Origin of the sequence: Hymenobacter fastidiosus (assembly GCF_039539565.1) — a bacterium.
Taxonomy (GTDB): Bacteria; Bacteroidota; Bacteroidia; order Cytophagales; family Hymenobacteraceae; genus Hymenobacter; species Hymenobacter fastidiosus.
On the sequence record NZ_BAABDJ010000015.1, the window covers coordinates 162,072 to 178,974 of the forward strand.

The window sequence follows — 16,903 nt, forward strand, 5'->3', positions numbered from 1 at the left end:
ATATTTGCAACGGTAGCCGCGCCACGCGGCCGCCACTTTCCCTCCCAAACCGATTTTTCTGATGACCCGCCCCACGTTTGCGCACCCGGTATTCGAGCAGCTTTTTGAGCGTGACTACTTTATTGAGGATGCGGTGCTGCGCGAGATCCTGGTACTGGGACCGGAAACGGCCGTGCCCGAGCTGCTGAAAATAGTTGATACCGCCCTGGCCAGCTACCGGAGCGGCGCGCTGGCCGGCACCGACTGGCTGGATAATTACTACTTCTCTCACGTGCTCTACCTGCTGCACGAGCTGCAAGCCCCTGAGGCCCTGGACGTGTACCGCCGCCTGCTGCGCCTCGACTCGGTAGCCTCCGACTTCTGGTTTGGTGATGCCCTGTTTGAAGAGGTGCCGGCCCTGCTGGCCCACGCTGGCCAGACCCGCCTGACCGAGCTGCTGGCCCTGCTGGAGGATGAGCAGCTGCTGCTCCAGCACCGCCTGGTGGCCGCCGACTCCATTACCCTGCTGGCTCGTGAGCAGCCCGCGCTGCGGCCCGCCATCAGCGCGTTTTTGCAGCAGCACCTGCGCCATATCATCGCGCACCCCGACCAGGCAGCAACGCTCTTTCCGGCCGATGCCGACAGCTACGGCTACACCGCGGAGGATTACCTGGGCGGCCTGCTGGCCGATGCGCAGGATGCGGGCTTCAGCGAGCTGGAGCCCGAGATGCGCGAGCTGCACCGCCTGGGCCTGGTGGATGAGGACATAGCCGGCGGGGAAGACGATATTACCTTCGACGTGCCGTATCCGCTGGTGCCTGCCCCCGACATCTTCAGCCGCTACCAGCAGCTGCGCGACGACCCTGATAACTACTCGCCCTTCCACCCCGACGCGGCCGGCATTGCCCTGCGCCGGGCCCAGCAGGAGGCCCGATATGCCCGGCTCCGGCGCGACTCCATGCCCCGGCAGGTGCTGCCCAAAATCGGCCGCAACGACCCGTGCCCCTGCGGCAGCGGCAAGAAGTACAAGAAGTGCTGCGGGGCCTAGCCGGCTGCGGGCCGGGGAGCTGAGGTGGCGGTACTGGCGCGAGTTCAGGCGCAGCCGTAACTCGTGCCAGGCCATGAGGTGGAGGTTGTACCTCCACTGCCGCAACGCGGCAAACCCGAACCGCGCCGCCTGGAGCAATCCGGGCGGCGTTGTCGTTCGGGCGGGGGAGGCGTGAGCCAGGCTAGTTGAAGCGCAGTAGAATGGGTCTGGACGAATGCGCAATAAAACCCGCCACCGTGTCCAATACGAGCGGGTTCAGGGTAGGGCAGCCCTGACTTTGGATAGGATGTTCGGGGGTGGGCCGGGCTGGAACTCCCGCCCAGGAGTGTAGCACCACCGCGCGTCGGCGCAGGTTGCGGGTGCCTGGTTCCAGGCCGTACAAGCGGAACGCGCGACCAAAGGCACCCCGATAACGCTCGCCGATGCTTGCCAGCCCCCGTGAGCTACAGTTAGAGTTTACTTCATTGGAATACCGAACGCGCCCTTGCTCATCCGTTAGGCCATTCAGGCAGATACCTTGCAGTAAGACCTTTCGCTGGGTCAGGTTCAGGACAAAAAACCGATAGGTGTTGTCGGGCCGGGTCAGGTCGACGTAACAGGCAATAGTGGGATTGTAAGCTGTTCCCTGCTGCTGTACATCACGGCGCAACTCGTCGATGTAAGAGTCAATGGGCGCGGGAGTATCACGATTTGTGCTTTTATCACAGCCACAAACCAGTAGGCTCAGGACTGCCCCGCATAGTAGTGCACACCCATTGGGAAAGTAAGAATTAGCCATTAAGCGGTAGTAAAAGTAGAGGAGAACGTAGGTGTTGAATGCAGTAGGAAACCCGCCTGCTGAGCTCAACACCAATCAAATTTGCCGACAACGGCTCCAGTATCTGCATTAAAACCTCGGTATCGCCGGTTGTTTGCCTGTGACATGGGCGAGGCTGTACTGCACAGTAAAATGGTTCGCCGCAGCTTATTGGCAGGGCCTTACGCAAGATTGCCGCGTTGCGGCAGTGGAGATACAACCGCTACCTCATAGCTGGTCACGGGTTACTGCTGCGCTTAAACCCGCGCCGGTTGGGTACCGCATTTATTCAACCGTAATCCGAGCAGCAAGCTGCCAACGGCGCCTGTACACCCTATAGCGCCAATAGCACCACAGAGTCAATAATGGATGCAGAATGACAAACAGCAACACGTTAAGTTGCTGGTAAGAAATGTGCAATAGATGAGCAGAAATGACCATCAGGCGTACACAAATCCAGAAAATAGTATCCATTTAAAAAATATGCTGATGAGGTTCAAAATAAGCAAGTGGCCTACCGAATAACCCTACACCCGAACCGGGTGCATGCGCTCTTCCATAGCGGGAAGGTAGGGAATGATACGATTCGATACGATTTGATATGGTGGGGACAGGATAAGAAACCAAAGTGCCGCCCGGATTGCTTCGGGCGGCGCGGTGCGGGTTTGCCGTGGTGCGGCAGTGGAGGGACAACCTCCACTGCAATGCAGGTCACGAGTTACGGCTGCGCCTAAACTCGCGCCAGAGGGGAGATGCACGATTGGCGAGAGCTTAGCGCAACGAGTTGGTTGATATGTGCCATGTATTGGCACGTACTGGCGCGAGTTTAGGCGCAGCCGTAACTCGTGCCCAGCCATTGCCGGGAGGCTGCGCCTCCCCCGCCCGAACGACTGGCACCCAACGCTACTCCGGTCCGCTAAAACCAAAACCGCGCCGCCCGGATGATTCCAGGCGGCGCGGTTCCTGCTTGCCGCGTTGCGGCAGTGGAGGCACAGCCTCCACCTCAAGGCTGGTCACGAGTTACGGCTTCGCCTAAACTCGCGCCAGATGGGCGCGGTTCAGGCTTGCCGCGTTGCGGCAGTGGAGCTACAACCTCCACGTCATGGCTGGTCACGAGTTACGGCTGCGCTTAAACTCGCGCCAGATGGGCGTTTTATTGTTTAAACTCCCTTTTAATAGTTGCAAGTATTTCGCCGAATGTTTCTTTGATGTTGCCTTTGCTGTAACGTATTTGCTGAATGCCGTAAAGATTTGAGAATTCTTCCGCACCTTCTTCAAGAAGAACAATAGCTCTACTGAAACCTAACTTTCCTTGGAAGAGCCCTGTCTCATGGATAACGTTTGGACGAGCTTGCATCTTTTCTCCTGCTAGCTCATCTTCAGCTGTCATAACAAGAATTGCAAATGACGATTTAGTAAGCATTTCATCTAGTATATCACGGATGTGATGACCGGCACGCGCTCCTGACTCATAAGCTACAATTTTGAATTCATGTTTGTCAGATAGATGATCTTTCAAATCCCGCCATTGTTGACTTCTTCCATGGCCAATAAATATATTAGTTGCAGCTTGTCGATTTTCAGGTAACTTGAATCTTTCCCATCCTTTGTCAATTATATAAAATACTTCTTCTATTTCATGCCGTGTAGGTGCTTCGATTCGAAAATTAGTTTCAAATGGGCTGTCGTCGAATTGAAATTGATACTGGATATTGTCATTGAATTTGCTTTTAAAAAGGGATGCGTATTCATGCTCCCTCTGTAAATCTGAGTAGAATTCAAAGTCGCTATCATATTCCCATTGTTCATTCGGAAAAATTATTGACTTAGAGTTATTTCTAATAGAAAGTTCATTTGGGGTGATTTCTAGCCATTTACTATATGCCTCTTTAATTATTTCAGCACTAAACCTTGTGTTGGGATATTTTTTATGCTTTTTCATTTCAATGAAATTATTTCGATATTGATTGTCCCGAAAGCGGGTGCTGCCTCAGTAAGGTAGCACCCTTTCTTGTTCAGCCAAACGGGCTATTTACATATTCCTTCGATACTGCCCCCCCCAACCTCAAACAGCGCATTCGTAATCTGCCCGAGCGAGCAGAACTTCACCGTTTCCATCAGCTCGGCGAACAGGTTGCCGTTAGCAATGGCGACTTGCTGGAGCTGCTTGAGGCGGGCCGGGGCCTGGTCGGCGTGGCGGGTGTGCAGCAGGTTATGATCAGATGCGGGCCAGTGGCAGGAAGTAGCCTTTGATGCAGTCGAGGTTACGGATGCAGATTTGGATGTGGTTCTTTTCGCGAAAGCCCGCCGTTTCGTAAATGGGCTCCCCTTCCCAAAACACACCGCGCACCGAATCAAAAGCAGGCCGTTCTGCTGCCTCAAAAGAGGCGTGGAGCATTTGGATGACGGCGCAGTCCAGCTCACGGAGGAGCAAATCTGCGGTTCGTCCCCGGTTGCGGGGTAGCCTGGTGCCGGCTACTTCCAACGATGTTTGCAGCAACCGGTAAGCTGATTTGAGATATTCCAGATTGTCGTAATCCAGCAGGTCCAAACAATTGCCCAAATCCAGAATGACTCCGATAACGGCGGGCTGCTGGATATGACTGCCGGGACGTTGGCTCAATTCCGTCGCCCATTGCAAGGCGCGGCTGGGGCTGTTGTCCCAGAAATAAATGCCGTTGCCCAGTCAATCGTACGGATTATTACGCGGCTCCAATTCGGCTTGCCCCGTCAGAACCTGTTGCACGATGCTGGCATCCGTGCCGTGAAACCCAAGCGTCAGGCCGGTTCTTGCGGTATACACAGATGCTTGTATTGGGCTTTAAGATTGCCTTTGGCAGTGATAATACCGGCCTTAACCAGAAAGTCATGGGAGGCTTGCTTGCTATGGGCCAGCCTTTGCCGCAGGGCCTCGAACTGTTCGATGTCTTTTTGGACTTTGCTATTCATGAGGCAGCGAAAATTAGCGCGTTAAGAGCATACGAATGTAGCTCTTAACGCTTTGGGAAGATAGTCGGTTCTTGCAAACGGCCTTACATGTTCCTTCTATACTGCCCGCCAACCTCGAACAACGCATTCGTAATCTGGCCCAGGGAGCAGAACTTCACCGTTTCCATCAGCTCGGCGAAGAGGTTGCCGTTGGCAATGGCGACTTGCTGGAGCTGCTTGAGGCGGGCCGGGGCCTGGTCGGCGTTGCGGGCGTGCAGCAGGTTGAGCATTTCAATCTGGTACTGCTTTTCCTCGTCGGTGGCGCGGATGACCTCGGCGGGCACCACCGTGGGCGACCCTTTGGAGGAGAGGAAGGTGTTCACGCCGATGATGGGGTACTCGCCCGTGTGCTTGAGCATCTCGTAGTGCATGCTTTCCTCCTGGATCTTGCCGCGCTGGTACATGGTTTCCATGGCGCCCAGCACGCCGCCGCGCTCGGTGATGCGGTCAAACTCCAGCAGCACGGCCTCTTCCACCAGGTCGGTCAGCTCCTCGATGATGAAGGAGCCCTGGAGCGGGTTTTCGTTTTTGGCTAAGCCCAGCTCGCGGTTGATGATGAGCTGGATGGCCATGGCTCGGCGCACCGATTCCTCGGTGGGCGTGGTAATGGCCTCATCGTAGGCGTTGGTGTGCAGGGAGTTGCAGTTGTCGTAGATGGCGTAGAGGGCCTGCAGGGTGGTACGGATGTCGTTGAAGTCGATTTCCTGGGCGTGCAGGCTCCGGCCGCTGGTCTGGATGTGGTACTTCAGCATCTGGGAGCGGGCGTCGGCGCCGTACTTCAGCTTCATGGCCTTGGCCCAGATGCGGCGCGCCACCCGGCCAATCACGGCGTACTCGGGGTCAATGCCGTTGGAGAAGAAGAACGAGAGGTTGGGGGCGAAGTCGTTCACGCTCATGCCCCGGCTCACGTAATACTCCACGAAGGTGAAGCCGTTGGAAAGCGTCAGGGCCAGCTGGGTGAGCGGGTTGGCTCCTGCTTCAGCTATATGGTAACCGGAGATTGAGACGGAATAGAAATTCCGCACCTTCTCTTTAATAAAATACTCCTGCACGTCGCCCATGAGGCGCAGGGCAAATTCGGTGCTGAAGATGCAGGTGTTCTGGGCCTGGTCTTCCTTGAGGATGTCAGCCTGCACGGTACCGCGCACCTGGCTCAGGGTGCGGGTTTTGATGGGGCCGTACACGTCGGCGGGCAGCACCTGGTCGCCGGTCACGCCGAGCAGCAGCAAACCCAGGCCGTCGTTGCCGGCGGGCAGCTCGCCCTGGTAGCGGGGGCGGGTCTGACCCTGGTAGAGGGCGTCGATTTTCCGGTTCACCTCGTCTGCCAGGCCGTGCTCCTTAATATAAAGCTCACACTGCTGGTCGATGGCGGCGTTCATGAAGAAGGCGGCCAGCGTGGCGGCGGGGCCGTTGATGGTCATGCTGACCGAGGTGCTGGGGTTGGCCAGGTTGAAGCCCGAGTAGAGCTTCTTGGCGTCGTCGAGGCAGGCGATGCTCACGCCGGCGTTACCGATCTTGCCGTAGATGTCGGGCCGCACGTCGGGGTCTTCGCCGTAGAGCGTCACTGAGTCGAAGGCGGTGCTGAGGCGCTTGGCGGGCAGGCCCATGCTCACGTAGTGGAAGCGGCGGTTGGTGCGCTCGGGGCCGCCTTCGCCGGCAAACATGCGGGTCGGGTCTTCGCCCTCGCGCTTGAAGGGGAACACGCCGGCGGTGTAGGGAAACTCGCCGGGTACGTTTTCCTGGAGCTGCCAGCGCAGCAAATCACCCCAGGCGGTGTAGCGCGGCAGGCTCACTTTGGGAATCTGCTGGTTGCTCAGGCTGGTGGTGTGGGTCTGGATGCGGATTTCCTTGTCGCGCACCTTGAAGACGAACTCCGGGGCTTTGTAGGCGGCTACTTTAGCCGACCAGGTTTCCAGGAGTTTCCAGTTCTGCCCGTCCAGCCGGAGTTTGACCTCCTCGAAGGTGCTCTCCAGGCCGGCCACGAGGCTTCCGGGTTCGGGTCCACTGCCGCCGCTCCCGGCGCCAGGTCCACCAGCGGCGTTTCCGAGGCTTTGGACGGCTCCGATGGCTTGTCGGATGCCGTAGAGCTGCTGAGCGGCGTCAGCTTGTTTGAGAACCCACTGGTCATATTGGCGGTTGGTTTCGGCGATTTCGGAAAGGTAGCGGGTGCGGTGCGGCGGGATGATGTAGATCTTTTCCGAGTCCGCCCCGCTGGTTTCGAGCTTGGAGGCAAACTGGGCCCCGGTTTTCTCCTCCACCATGCGCAGTATAGCGCGGTAGAGGCGGTTCATGCCCGGGTCGTTGAACTGGGAGGCGATGGTACCGAACACCGGCATATCGTCGAGCGGCTGGTCCCAGTGGCCGTGGTTGCGCTGGTACTGCTTGCGCACGTCGCGCAGGGCGTCGAGGGCGCCGCGCTTGTCGAACTTGTTGAGGGCAATGACGTCGGCGAAGTCGAGCATGTCGATTTTCTCCAGCTGGGTAGCCGCGCCGTACTCGGGCGTCATCACGTAAAGGCTGGCGTCGGAGTGCTCGATGATTTCGGTGTCGGACTGCCCGATGCCGGAGGTTTCGAGGATGATCAGGTCGAACTCGGCGGCCCGCACCACGTCCACGGCGTCCTGCACGTACTTGCTCAGGGCCAGGTTGCTCTGGCGCGTGGCCAGGCTGCGCATATACACCCGCGGCGAGTTGATGGAATTCATCCGGATCCGGTCGCCAAGCAGGGCCCCGCCGGTCTTGCGCTTGCTGGGGTCCACGGAGATGATGGCAATGGTCTTCTCGGGGAAGTCCATCAGAAAGCGCCGCACCAGCTCGTCCACAAGGGAGGACTTGCCCGAGCCACCCGTGCCGGTGATGCCTAATATTGGGGTTTGGTTTTTGGTTTTTGGTTTTTGGCTCTCGGCACCGCCTTCGTTCTGCTGGAAGTCGGAAACCAGTTGGCCTCTTACCCGAGCGAACTCTTCGGGGAAGTTTTCGGCGGCTGAAATCAGGCGGCCGATGCTGCGGGCGTCTTTCTCCTTGACGTGGTTGACTTCGCCGTTCAGGTTCTGGCCGGTGGGGAAGTCGCAGCGCTCCAATAGGTCGTTGATCATGCCCTGCAGGCCCATGGCGCGGCCGTTGTCGGGGGAGTAGATGCGCTCGATGCCGTACTGCTCGAGGTCGGCAATTTCGGTGGGCAGGATCACGCCGCCGCCGCCGCCGAACAGGCGCACGTGGCCCGCGCCGCGCTCCTTGAGCAGGTCGAACATGTACTTGAAGTACTCGTTGTGGCCGCCCTGGTAGCTGGTAATGGCAATGGCCTGGGCATCTTCCTGGATGGCGCAGTCCACGATTTCCTGCACCGAGCGGTTGTGGCCCAGGTGAATGACTTCGGCCCCGCTGCTCTGAATGATGCGGCGCATGATGTTGATGGCCGCGTCGTGCCCGTCGAAGAGGGCGGCGGCGGTGACGATGCGGATGTGGTTTTTCGGCTTATAGGGAGCTGCGGGAGCTACTGACATAGCGCGGGGAAGTAGGGTGGAATTTGGGGTAGCGAAGGTACGAAAAAAGCCCCGGCGGTGGGAGCGGGGCAGATTTTGGTGGTAAAGAATACGATATACTGTGTGTGCCCCGCCGTCGCTCGGCTGCGCCGGGTGACTACTATGCTTTGAGCAGCTGAGCTGCGAATCCGTCCGCGCCGCTGGCTTCAGGTTGCCCAGGGCCGTCCGGAAGCAAACCCGCTCCAGACGGCGCGGGATCCTCGCGGCACAGCCGCTCCGGCGTAGGGGGCACTCGGCGCAGCCGAGCGACGGCGGGGCGTCATTCAGTCTGTTATCCTGCATCTGGCGTCCGCCTGCGAAGGATGACAGACTACCTCATCACCGCAACTCCCGCCGCTCCAGCCGGAAGCCGGGCAGCACCGTTTCGCCCGGCAGCGCAGTATCGAACCCTTCCACCACTTCTGCCTCGGGTTGGCCCGGCCGGTAGATATAAGCGGTTTTGGTTTTGGGCACCAGCAGCCAGGCCAGCTGCGCCCCGTTGCGCAGCCAGTCGAGCATTTTGGCTTGCAGAGTTTTGATGGAATCAGAGGCGGATTTGAGTTCGACGACAAATTCCGGGCACACCGGCGCGAACTTATCCTGCTGGGCCATGGTCAGCGCATCCCACTTGGCGGCTGAAACCCAGGAGGCGTCCGGGGAAAGAACGAAGCTGTCGGGGAGGGGGAAGCCGGTATTGGAATCGAATGCCTCCCCAAGTGCCTGGTGCTGCTCCCACCATTTACCGAGTTGTAGATTGAGGCGAAAATTGCGTTGGCCGGAGCGGCTGCTGGTGGGCGACGTAATCAGGATTTCATGGTCGGCCGTGTGCTCAATGCGCAGCTCCGGGTGCTGCTGGCAAAACCCGAAAACGCGTCATCCGACATGCCGGCCAAAAGCGGGCTGCGCAGGGTAATGATATCTTTGGTGAACGTAGGGCGCATAACTAAAGAGGAATTGACTGCTTTAGGATACGCAAAAACGCAACCGCCGACCTGCCCGAAAGCAGGCCGGCGGTTGCGGCTAAATGGTTGGTTAGACTGCTTCGCGGGCTGCTTTAATGCACGTCGCGCACGGCGGCCACCCCGGCCGTAGCCACGGCGTGGTCGTCTTCTACCGAGCTGCCCGACACCCCGATGGCGCCGATAACCCGGCCGTTGCTGTCGTGGATGGGCAGGCCGCCGGGGAAGGTGATGAGGCCGCCGTTGGAGTGCTCGATGTGGTAGAGCGGCCCGCCGGGCTGGGAGAGCTTGCCCAGCTCGCCGGTGGGCATGTCGAAGAAGCGGGCGGTTTTGGCTTTGCGGATGGAGATGTCCAAAGAGCCCAGCCAGGCGCCATCCATGCGCACGAAGGCAGTGAGGTTAGCCCCGGCATCGACCACGGCAATGTTCATCCGGACACCGATTTCCACGGCTTTCTGCTGGGCGGCGCGGACGGCAGTCTGGGCCTGTTCGAGGAGAATACTCATCATATATACGGGTTAGGTGGTTGGTCAGGGGCTTACAACAGCCCCGGGGCCGCAAGGTTGGCCGGAGCCTCAGAAGGCCACCCCCGGAGCCAGCACCACCCGCCACACCACGGCGGCCAGCCCGGCCGCGGCCAGCAGTCCCCAGGCTATCTGGGTTTTCTGCGGAGCACGAATGGTGATTTCGAACAGCTCGTTGGTGCTGCGAGCGGCCATCGGCAGCAGCAGCAGGCCCATCGTCAGCAGGTGTAGCCCTTCGTTGCGGCTCAGATCCGGCCATTTTAGTGCCGCCAGAAACAGGCTGCCCGTTATCCACGGCACCACAATAGCCGCGACAATAAGCTGCCGCCGGTTCTGGTAGCGCATCAGGGAAATCGAGTCGTGGCTTTGCAGGAAGCCGATGGCGGCCACGTAGCCGAAGCCGAGTTGCAGCAGCCCGCAGATGATAGCCACGAAGACGTTCAGCAGGTTGCCGGCCAGAAACAGCCAGCTCGGCACGTACCACACCCCCGATTGCGTGAACGTGTCGCCGACCATGGCGCCGAGCACGAGGTTGCAGCTGTGCAGGGCCACCCACAGCAGCACCAGCTTGAACAGACCCCGCTTCAGCCGGGCCCGTTGCCAGAACCACAGCGCCGCCAGCAGCCCCACCACCGTACAGGCCGCGGGCCCCGCTCCGTACACGGCCAGTACGGCCATGCGCCACCATTCCGGATCGGAGATGCTGAACCGGATACTGCTCAGGTGCCACACGCCCGGGACACTCAGCCGCTGGGCCATGCGTACCGTGGCCGCCTGGAAAATGCCCTGGACCATCAGGTAGGACAGTACATAGACCACCGTGCTATTCAGGGCGGTGATGGTCGTTTTGGCCGATTGGCCGGACGTCAGGGAAGCTGTTTGTTCCGACATAGAATCTAAGGCCGCAAGGAAGGATCAGGGCTAAATCTACGCGTTCGGAAGCATACTTGCTGCCGGGGTGTCTCATCCGGGGGCCGGCCCCGAAATAGCATTTGCGGGCTCTTATGCCTACCTTTGACTTTAGAAAATCAGCCACCAGTGAAGAACATCCGCAATTTCTGCATCATCGCCCATATCGACCACGGCAAAAGCACGCTGGCCGATCGACTCCTGGAATTTACCAGCACTGTCTCGAAGCGCGACATGCAGGCTCAGCTGCTCGATAATATGGATCTGGAGCGGGAGCGGGGCATCACCATCAAGAGCCACGCCATTCAGATGCAGTACCCTTACAAAGGGGAAATCTACACGCTCAACCTGATTGACACCCCCGGCCACGTCGACTTTAGCTACGAAGTAAGCCGCTCTATCGCGGCCTGCGAAGGTGCGCTGCTTATCGTGGATGCTTCGCAGGGGATTGAGGCCCAGACCATTTCCAACCTGTATCTGGCCATCGGCTCCAACCTGGAAATTATTCCGGTGCTGAATAAAATCGACCTGCCCCACGCCATGCCGGAAGAAGTTTCCGACGAAATCGTGGACCTGATCGGCTGCGATATTGACGAGATTATCCACGCTTCGGGGAAGGCCGGGATTGGCATTGAGAACATCCTGAACGCCATCTGTGACCGGATTCCAGCGCCCAAAGGCGATCCGAACGCGCCGCTGCAGGCGCTGATCTTCGACTCGGTATATAACTCGTACCGGGGCATTGAAGTGCTGTTCCGCATCAAAAACGGCACCATGCGCAAAGGCGACAAGCTGCGCTTCATGGCCACCGGGAAGGAATACGGGGCTGACGAAATTGGTATTCTGGGGCTGAACCAGGAGCCGCGCCAGGAAATGAGCGCCGGCAATGTAGGCTATCTGATTTCGGGCATCAAGGAAGCCCGGGAAGTAAAGGTCGGCGACACCATCACCCATACCGCCCGTCCGACTCAGGAAGTCATTATCGGCTTCGAGGACGTGAAGCCGATGGTATTCGCGGGGATTTATCCCGTTGAGACGACCGAGTACGAGGAGCTGCGCTCCTCCATGGAAAAGCTGCAGCTCAACGATGCCTCCCTGGTCTGGGAGCCCGAGACGTCGGCGGCGCTGGGCTTTGGGTTCCGCTGCGGCTTTCTGGGGATGCTGCACATGGAAATTGTGCAGGAGCGCCTGGAGCGCGAGTTCAACATGACGGTTATCACCACGGTCCCCAGCGTGCAGTTTCACGCTACCGGCACCAAGGACCAGCTGCTGACCATCAACGCGCCCTCCGAAATGCCGGAGCCGAACATGATCAAGCACATTGAGGAGCCTTTCATCAAGGCCCAGATCATCACGGCCGCCGATTACGTGGGCGCCATCATCACGCTGTGCATGGAGAAGCGCGGCATCATCAAGGGCCAGTCCTACCTGACGTCGGAGCGGGTGGAGCTCAACTTTGAGCTGCCGCTGTCCGAAATCGTTTTCGACTTCTTCGATAAGCTTAAAACCATCAGCCGGGGCTACGCCTCGCTCGACTACGAACTGATCGGCTTCCGCGAGTCCGACATGGTGAAGCTCGACATCATGCTCAACGGTGAGAAGGTAGATGCTTTATCGGCCATCGTACACCGTTCCAAAAGCTACGACTGGGGCCGCCGCCTCTGCGAGAAGCTGCGCGAGCTGCTGCCCCGGCAGATGTTCGATATTGCCATTCAGGCCAGTATCGGCCAGAAAATCATTGCCCGCGAAACCGTGAAGGCTCTGCGCAAGAACGTAATTGCCAAGTGCTACGGCGGCGATATTTCCCGTAAGCGCAAGCTGCTCGAAAAGCAGAAGGAAGGCAAAAAGCGGATGCGCTCGGTCGGTTCCGTGGAGATACCCCAGGAAGCCTTTTTGGCCGTCCTTAAACTTGATTGATTACCGAAACGCGGCCCCCGAGCCGCGTTTTTTTGCGCCAACTTCTTTTTCACCTCATGCAATTCTTGCAAAAGCTCTGTGTGACTAACTTAATGCCATGACCAACAAGCTCACCCAAGATTGTACGACCGAAATGCAGCTGGAGAAAATCCGCCGCGGCCAGGAGCTGAAGTTCCGGTGGCGCGACGACTGGCCCGAGATGGAAAAGGCTATTCTGAAATCCGGCCGGGAGGCTATTGCCCAGTACGAAGAAAGCCAGAAAGCCAATCAGGTAGAAAAAGACTAGCTATGACCACCGCTTCCGAAGCCCCCGCCACCTACCGTCTCATCGACGGCAAGCAGACTGCCGAAGACATCAAGGTGGAAATTGCTGCTGAAGTAGCCCAGCGTAAAGCGGCCGGCTTCAAAACCCCCCACCTGGCTGCTGTCCTGGTGGGGCATGACGGGGGTTCGGAGACCTACGTGCGCAATAAGGTGCTGGCCTGTGAGCGGGTTGGCTTCGAAAGTACCCTGCTGCGCTACGAAGACGATATCAGCGAAGCCGAGCTGCTGGCGAAAGTGGAGGAGCTGAATCAGGATGACGCTATCGATGGCTTCATCGTGCAGCTGCCCCTGCCCAAGCACATTTCCGCAGAAAAGGTGATTGAAGCTATCCGCCCCGAGAAAGATGTGGATGGCTTTCATCCCATGAACATCGGGCGGATGGTAGCCGGCCTGCCGGCGCTGCTGCCCGCCACGCCTTCGGGTATCGTCGAGCTGCTGCGGAGGTACGGCCTGGTAACGGATGGTAAGCATTGCGTGGTTATCGGGCGGAGCAACATAGTGGGCACCCCGGTTAGTATTCTGCTGGCTAAGAACTTGGAACCCGGTAACTGCACCGTGACTTTATGCCACTCCCGTACCCGGAACCTGGCCGATATCACCCGCACCGCCGATATTGTCGTGGCCGCCCTGGGCCGCCCCGGCTTCGTAACGGCCGATATGGTTCGTTCCGGGGCGGTGGTTATCGACGTGGGGACCACCCGGGTAGAAGATGCCAGCAAGAAAGCCGGCTGGGCTTTGAAGGGCGACGTGAACTTTGATGAGGTGGCTCCCAAGACGAGTTACATCACTCCCGTTCCCGGCGGTGTAGGGCCTATGACCATTGCCATGCTGCTACTCAACACGCTACGCGCCGCCAAGGGCGAGGTCTACCCGCGCTAGTGCGGACTTATTCCCTGGTCAACCTTTCAAAAATCAGTGGGTTGTCGTAAATTTGAGGTCCGGTTCCGGTAACCGACCGGGGTGCTTCAGCACTCTGGCCGATTCCCGGAACCGGACTTACTTGTTTTCCTTTCGTTTTGCTGCACGTACTTCCCGTTACGTCGGCACCCCCGGTCTCCGGACCGGCGGTGGCCGCGCTGCCCCTGATGGAGCAGTTTTATACTATTCAGGGCGAAGGCTTCAACGCGGGCCGGGCCGCCTACTTTCTGCGCCTCGGTGGCTGCGATGTAGGCTGCGTGTGGTGCGATGTGAAGGAATCGTGGGATAGGGATGCTCATCCCCGCGTGGCCGTAGCCGATATGGTGGCGGCGGTTACCGCTTTTCCGGGCCGTAACGTCGTTATCACCGGCGGCGAACCGCTCATGCACGACCTGACCGACCTGACGGCCGCGCTACACGGGGCGAACTGCCAGACCTGGATTGAAACGTCGGGGGCCTATCCGCTCAGTGGCGACTGGGACTGGATTTGCGTGTCGCCGAAGAAATTCAAAGCCCCGTTGCCCGAGGTGCTCCGGCAGGCCCATGAATTGAAAATAATCGTCTTCAACCAGAGTGATTTTCAGTGGGCCGAAGAGCATGCCGCGCAAGTGAGTGAACACACCCGCCTTTATTTACAGCCCGAGTGGAGCCGGGCCGCGCGAATGACCCCGCTGATAGTGGAGTATGTGAAGCAAAACCCGCGTTGGCAGGTGTCCTTACAGACGCATAAATACCTTGATATTCCGTAGCTTCCCGCCCTATGCGCTGTTTGCTGCTGTTCCCCTTGCTTTTCGCTGTACTTAGTATCCTGCCGGGCGGTTCGATCGTGGCGCAGAACATTCCCATTGCTAATACCAAAGCCCGTAACCTGTTCGCCAAAGCGCAGCAGCAGGCTCAGGAGCGAAACTTCGATAAGGCTATTGAGACCTTAACGGTGCTCAATCAGAAGTTTCCTTCGATGGGGGAACCCTACGTATTAAAAGGCTCTCTGCTTAAGGCTATGGGGGAAAGCCGCGGGGCCTACGAAGCGTATCGCAACGGGCTCAGCAAGCTGCCCCTCACTCCGGCCCGCTCTCTCGACTACTACACCCTGGCGGACCTGGCGATGAGCTTTGGCGATTATGCCACGGCCAGCGACAACTACAAGCGCTACGTTAAAACGGCTCCCAAAGGTCAGCGCTTTGTCTCCAGGGCCCAACGCCAGCTGCTGAATTGCGACTTCGCCGGCAAAGCCATAGCGAATCCCATTGGCTTAACCCCGGTGCGTTTGGGGGAGCCGTTGAATACATTTCGCTTCCAGTATTTTCCGGCTCTCACGGCTGATAACCGCTTTCTGCTCTACACTGCCCGGCCTACGGCTCAGAGCGATGAGGATCTGTACATTTCCAAGCAGAATAAGGATGGCTCCCTGGGGCAGCCGGTACCAATCTCTACCGCCATCAATACGCCTTATAATGAGGGAGCCGGCACAATTTCCGGCGATGGCAAAACGCTGGTGTTTGCGTCCTGCGACCGGCCCAACGCAGTTGGCAACTGCGACCTGTATATTTCGCGGCGCACCGGCAACAACTGGAGTAAGCCCTTGAATCTTGGCCGCAACGTCAACTCGGCCGAATGGGATTCGCAACCCACGCTGTCGGCCGACGGCCGAACGCTGTATTTCACCTCAACCCGCCGCGGTGGCAAAGGGCAGGAAGACCTTTACGTAACCAGTCTGCAGCCTGATGGAACCTGGAGTCTCGCCCGTAATCTGGGCGAGCCCGTGAACACCCCAGGCAAGGATATGGCTCCCTTCATTCATGCCAGCGGTACTACGCTGTACTACGTGACCGATGGCTTGGTCGGTATGGGCGGGCTTGATGTATACCGGTGTGAACAACAGGTCAGCAACAAGTGGAGTGACCCCCAGAATCTGGGCTACCCGCTCAATACCTTCGAAAATGAGGCGTCACTGTTTATCTCTTCCGACAACCGCCGCGGTTTGTGCTCCCGCTCCCGGGCGGCTGAACCAGGGGTTAAGTCGGAGCGGGAGCGGCCGGTGGAGTTATTTGCTTTTGAAGTGCCCCAGCCCGTACGGGCCCGGGAAACCAGCACCTACACGCAGGGCCGGGTCTTTGATGCGGTTACCAAAAAGCCTATTCAGGCGGATGTACAGCTTTACGATCTGCTCACGGACGAGCTGACGCAGTATGTGACTTCAGATCTGGAAGAGGGTGACTACACCGTAGTGCTCAACGAGGGCCGCCAGTATGCTATGTATGCTGCCGCTGATAAATACCTGATGAAAAGCCTAAGCTTCGACTACTCCGACAAGCACAGCTTTGACCCGCTCACCTTGGATATTTACCTTGAGCCATTGCGGGCTGGTCGGAGTATTGTGTTGAACAACCTTTTTTTTGAAACCAACGCATTTGACTTAAAGCCTAAGTCGCGCACTGAGCTTAATCGGCTTATTCAATTTATGCGCCAGTACCAGGATGTCGCCGTGGAAATATCGGGGCATACGGACGATATCGGAGCTGACGCCGATAATATGACCCTGTCGCAGAATCGGGCGCGCTCAGTTTACACCTACTTAATAGAGCACGGGGTGAAGGCTGCACGTCTGCGTTATAAGGGTTATGGGGAGACCAGGCCATTGTCTGCCAACGATACGGAGCAACGTCGGCAGCAAAACCGGCGGATTGAGTTCCGGATTCTGTAGCGGCTAGTCTACGCTTAGGGCTATTTTCAACCTGTTGCTCTCCAGTGACAGGTTTTTTTAATTGCAGTATTCCTTTTTGCTGTGATTTTTATAGGTCTGACAATGAGTGGTATACTAGGGATTTGGAAAAGCTTTGAAATAGAATAGTTATAAAAAATCTTTTTATTATTAAATAAAAAAGGTATATTTGGGTGTTCGTTTAACCGTCCTAAGAGGGTGCATAGCTATAATGCTCTCCTCTTTTATTGGTCTGTTGGATCGAGCCTTAAGCTTTGTTTACCCGCATTTCTCACTTCCAAATTTCACAAACCGTTCA

The 16,903-nt window shown here is 57.9% G+C and carries 14 protein-coding genes and 1 pseudogene; 6 read left to right on the forward strand and 9 right to left on the reverse strand.

The features are described from left to right. Positions 1-61: 61 nt before the first annotated feature. Entirely contained in the window at positions 62-1,027 is a 966-nt protein-coding gene (locus tag ABD833_RS09675; RefSeq protein WP_345072624.1) for a YecA family protein, read from the forward strand. Between the two features lie 181 nt (positions 1,028-1,208). On the opposite strand, the gene ABD833_RS19345 is transcribed toward ABD833_RS09675, so the two are convergent. The 9 genes and pseudogenes from ABD833_RS19345 to ABD833_RS09710 all read right to left on the reverse strand — a co-directional run bounded on the left by ABD833_RS19345 (position 1,209) and on the right by ABD833_RS09710 (position 10,706). Continuing rightward, entirely contained in the window at positions 1,209-1,805 is a 597-nt protein-coding gene (locus ABD833_RS19345; protein ID WP_425553616.1) for a murein L,D-transpeptidase catalytic domain-containing protein, read from the reverse strand. 1,171 nt (positions 1,806-2,976) lie between these two features. Next, the gene (locus ABD833_RS09680; RefSeq protein WP_345072625.1) at positions 2,977-3,765 is read right to left on the reverse strand and encodes a TIR domain-containing protein; all 789 of its coding nucleotides are present in this window, start codon (positions 3,763-3,765) and stop codon (positions 2,977-2,979) included. 90 nt (positions 3,766-3,855) lie between these two features. Beyond that, a pseudogene (locus ABD833_RS19350) lies at positions 3,856-4,031 on the reverse strand (methylmalonyl-CoA mutase family protein); the annotation flags it as partial. A 10-nt stretch (positions 4,032-4,041) separates the two neighbouring features. Next, positions 4,042-4,374 (reverse strand): hypothetical protein, encoded by a 333-nt coding sequence (locus ABD833_RS09685; protein ID WP_345072626.1) that lies wholly within the window; start codon positions 4,372-4,374, stop codon positions 4,042-4,044. Between the two features lie 227 nt (positions 4,375-4,601). Next, entirely contained in the window at positions 4,602-4,772 is a 171-nt protein-coding gene (locus ABD833_RS09690; RefSeq protein WP_345072627.1) for a hypothetical protein, read from the reverse strand. 83 nt (positions 4,773-4,855) lie between these two features. After that, a complete protein-coding gene (locus tag ABD833_RS09695) occupies positions 4,856-8,314 on the reverse strand; it encodes a methylmalonyl-CoA mutase family protein (RefSeq protein ID WP_345072628.1) in 3,459 nt (1,152 codons plus the stop codon). Positions 8,315-8,671: 357 nt separating this feature from the next. Continuing rightward, positions 8,672-9,172, reverse strand: coding sequence for a Uma2 family endonuclease (locus tag ABD833_RS09700; RefSeq protein ID WP_345072754.1), 501 nt, complete (start codon positions 9,170-9,172; stop codon positions 8,672-8,674). A gap of 214 nt (positions 9,173-9,386) precedes the next feature. After that, the gene (locus ABD833_RS09705; protein WP_345072755.1) at positions 9,387-9,797 is read right to left on the reverse strand and encodes a GlcG/HbpS family heme-binding protein; all 411 of its coding nucleotides are present in this window, start codon (positions 9,795-9,797) and stop codon (positions 9,387-9,389) included. 69 nt (positions 9,798-9,866) lie between these two features. Beyond that, the gene (locus ABD833_RS09710) at positions 9,867-10,706 is read right to left on the reverse strand and encodes a hypothetical protein (protein WP_345072630.1); all 840 of its coding nucleotides are present in this window, start codon (positions 10,704-10,706) and stop codon (positions 9,867-9,869) included. A 147-nt stretch (positions 10,707-10,853) separates the two neighbouring features. On the opposite strand from ABD833_RS09710, the gene lepA reads away from it, so the two are divergent. The 5 genes from lepA to ABD833_RS09735 all read left to right on the forward strand — a co-directional run bounded on the left by lepA (position 10,854) and on the right by ABD833_RS09735 (position 16,587). Then, positions 10,854-12,641 (forward strand): translation elongation factor 4, encoded by a 1,788-nt coding sequence (lepA, locus tag ABD833_RS09715; protein ID WP_345072756.1) that lies wholly within the window; start codon positions 10,854-10,856, stop codon positions 12,639-12,641. Between the two features lie 97 nt (positions 12,642-12,738). Further along, the gene (locus ABD833_RS09720; RefSeq protein ID WP_345072632.1) at positions 12,739-12,927 is read left to right on the forward strand and encodes a hypothetical protein; all 189 of its coding nucleotides are present in this window, start codon (positions 12,739-12,741) and stop codon (positions 12,925-12,927) included. A 2-nt stretch (positions 12,928-12,929) separates the two neighbouring features. Then, positions 12,930-13,844 carry a bifunctional 5,10-methylenetetrahydrofolate dehydrogenase/5,10-methenyltetrahydrofolate cyclohydrolase gene (locus tag ABD833_RS09725; protein ID WP_345072633.1) on the forward strand — a complete coding sequence of 305 codons (915 nt, stop codon included), beginning with the start codon at positions 12,930-12,932 and terminating at the stop codon, positions 13,842-13,844. 137 nt (positions 13,845-13,981) lie between these two features. Beyond that, the gene (locus ABD833_RS09730) at positions 13,982-14,632 is read left to right on the forward strand and encodes a 7-carboxy-7-deazaguanine synthase QueE (RefSeq protein WP_425553619.1); all 651 of its coding nucleotides are present in this window, start codon (positions 13,982-13,984) and stop codon (positions 14,630-14,632) included. 35 nt (positions 14,633-14,667) lie between these two features. Continuing rightward, positions 14,668-16,587 carry an OmpA family protein gene (locus ABD833_RS09735; protein ID WP_345072635.1) on the forward strand — a complete coding sequence of 640 codons (1,920 nt, stop codon included), beginning with the start codon at positions 14,668-14,670 and terminating at the stop codon, positions 16,585-16,587. Positions 16,588-16,903 lie beyond the last annotated feature (316 nt).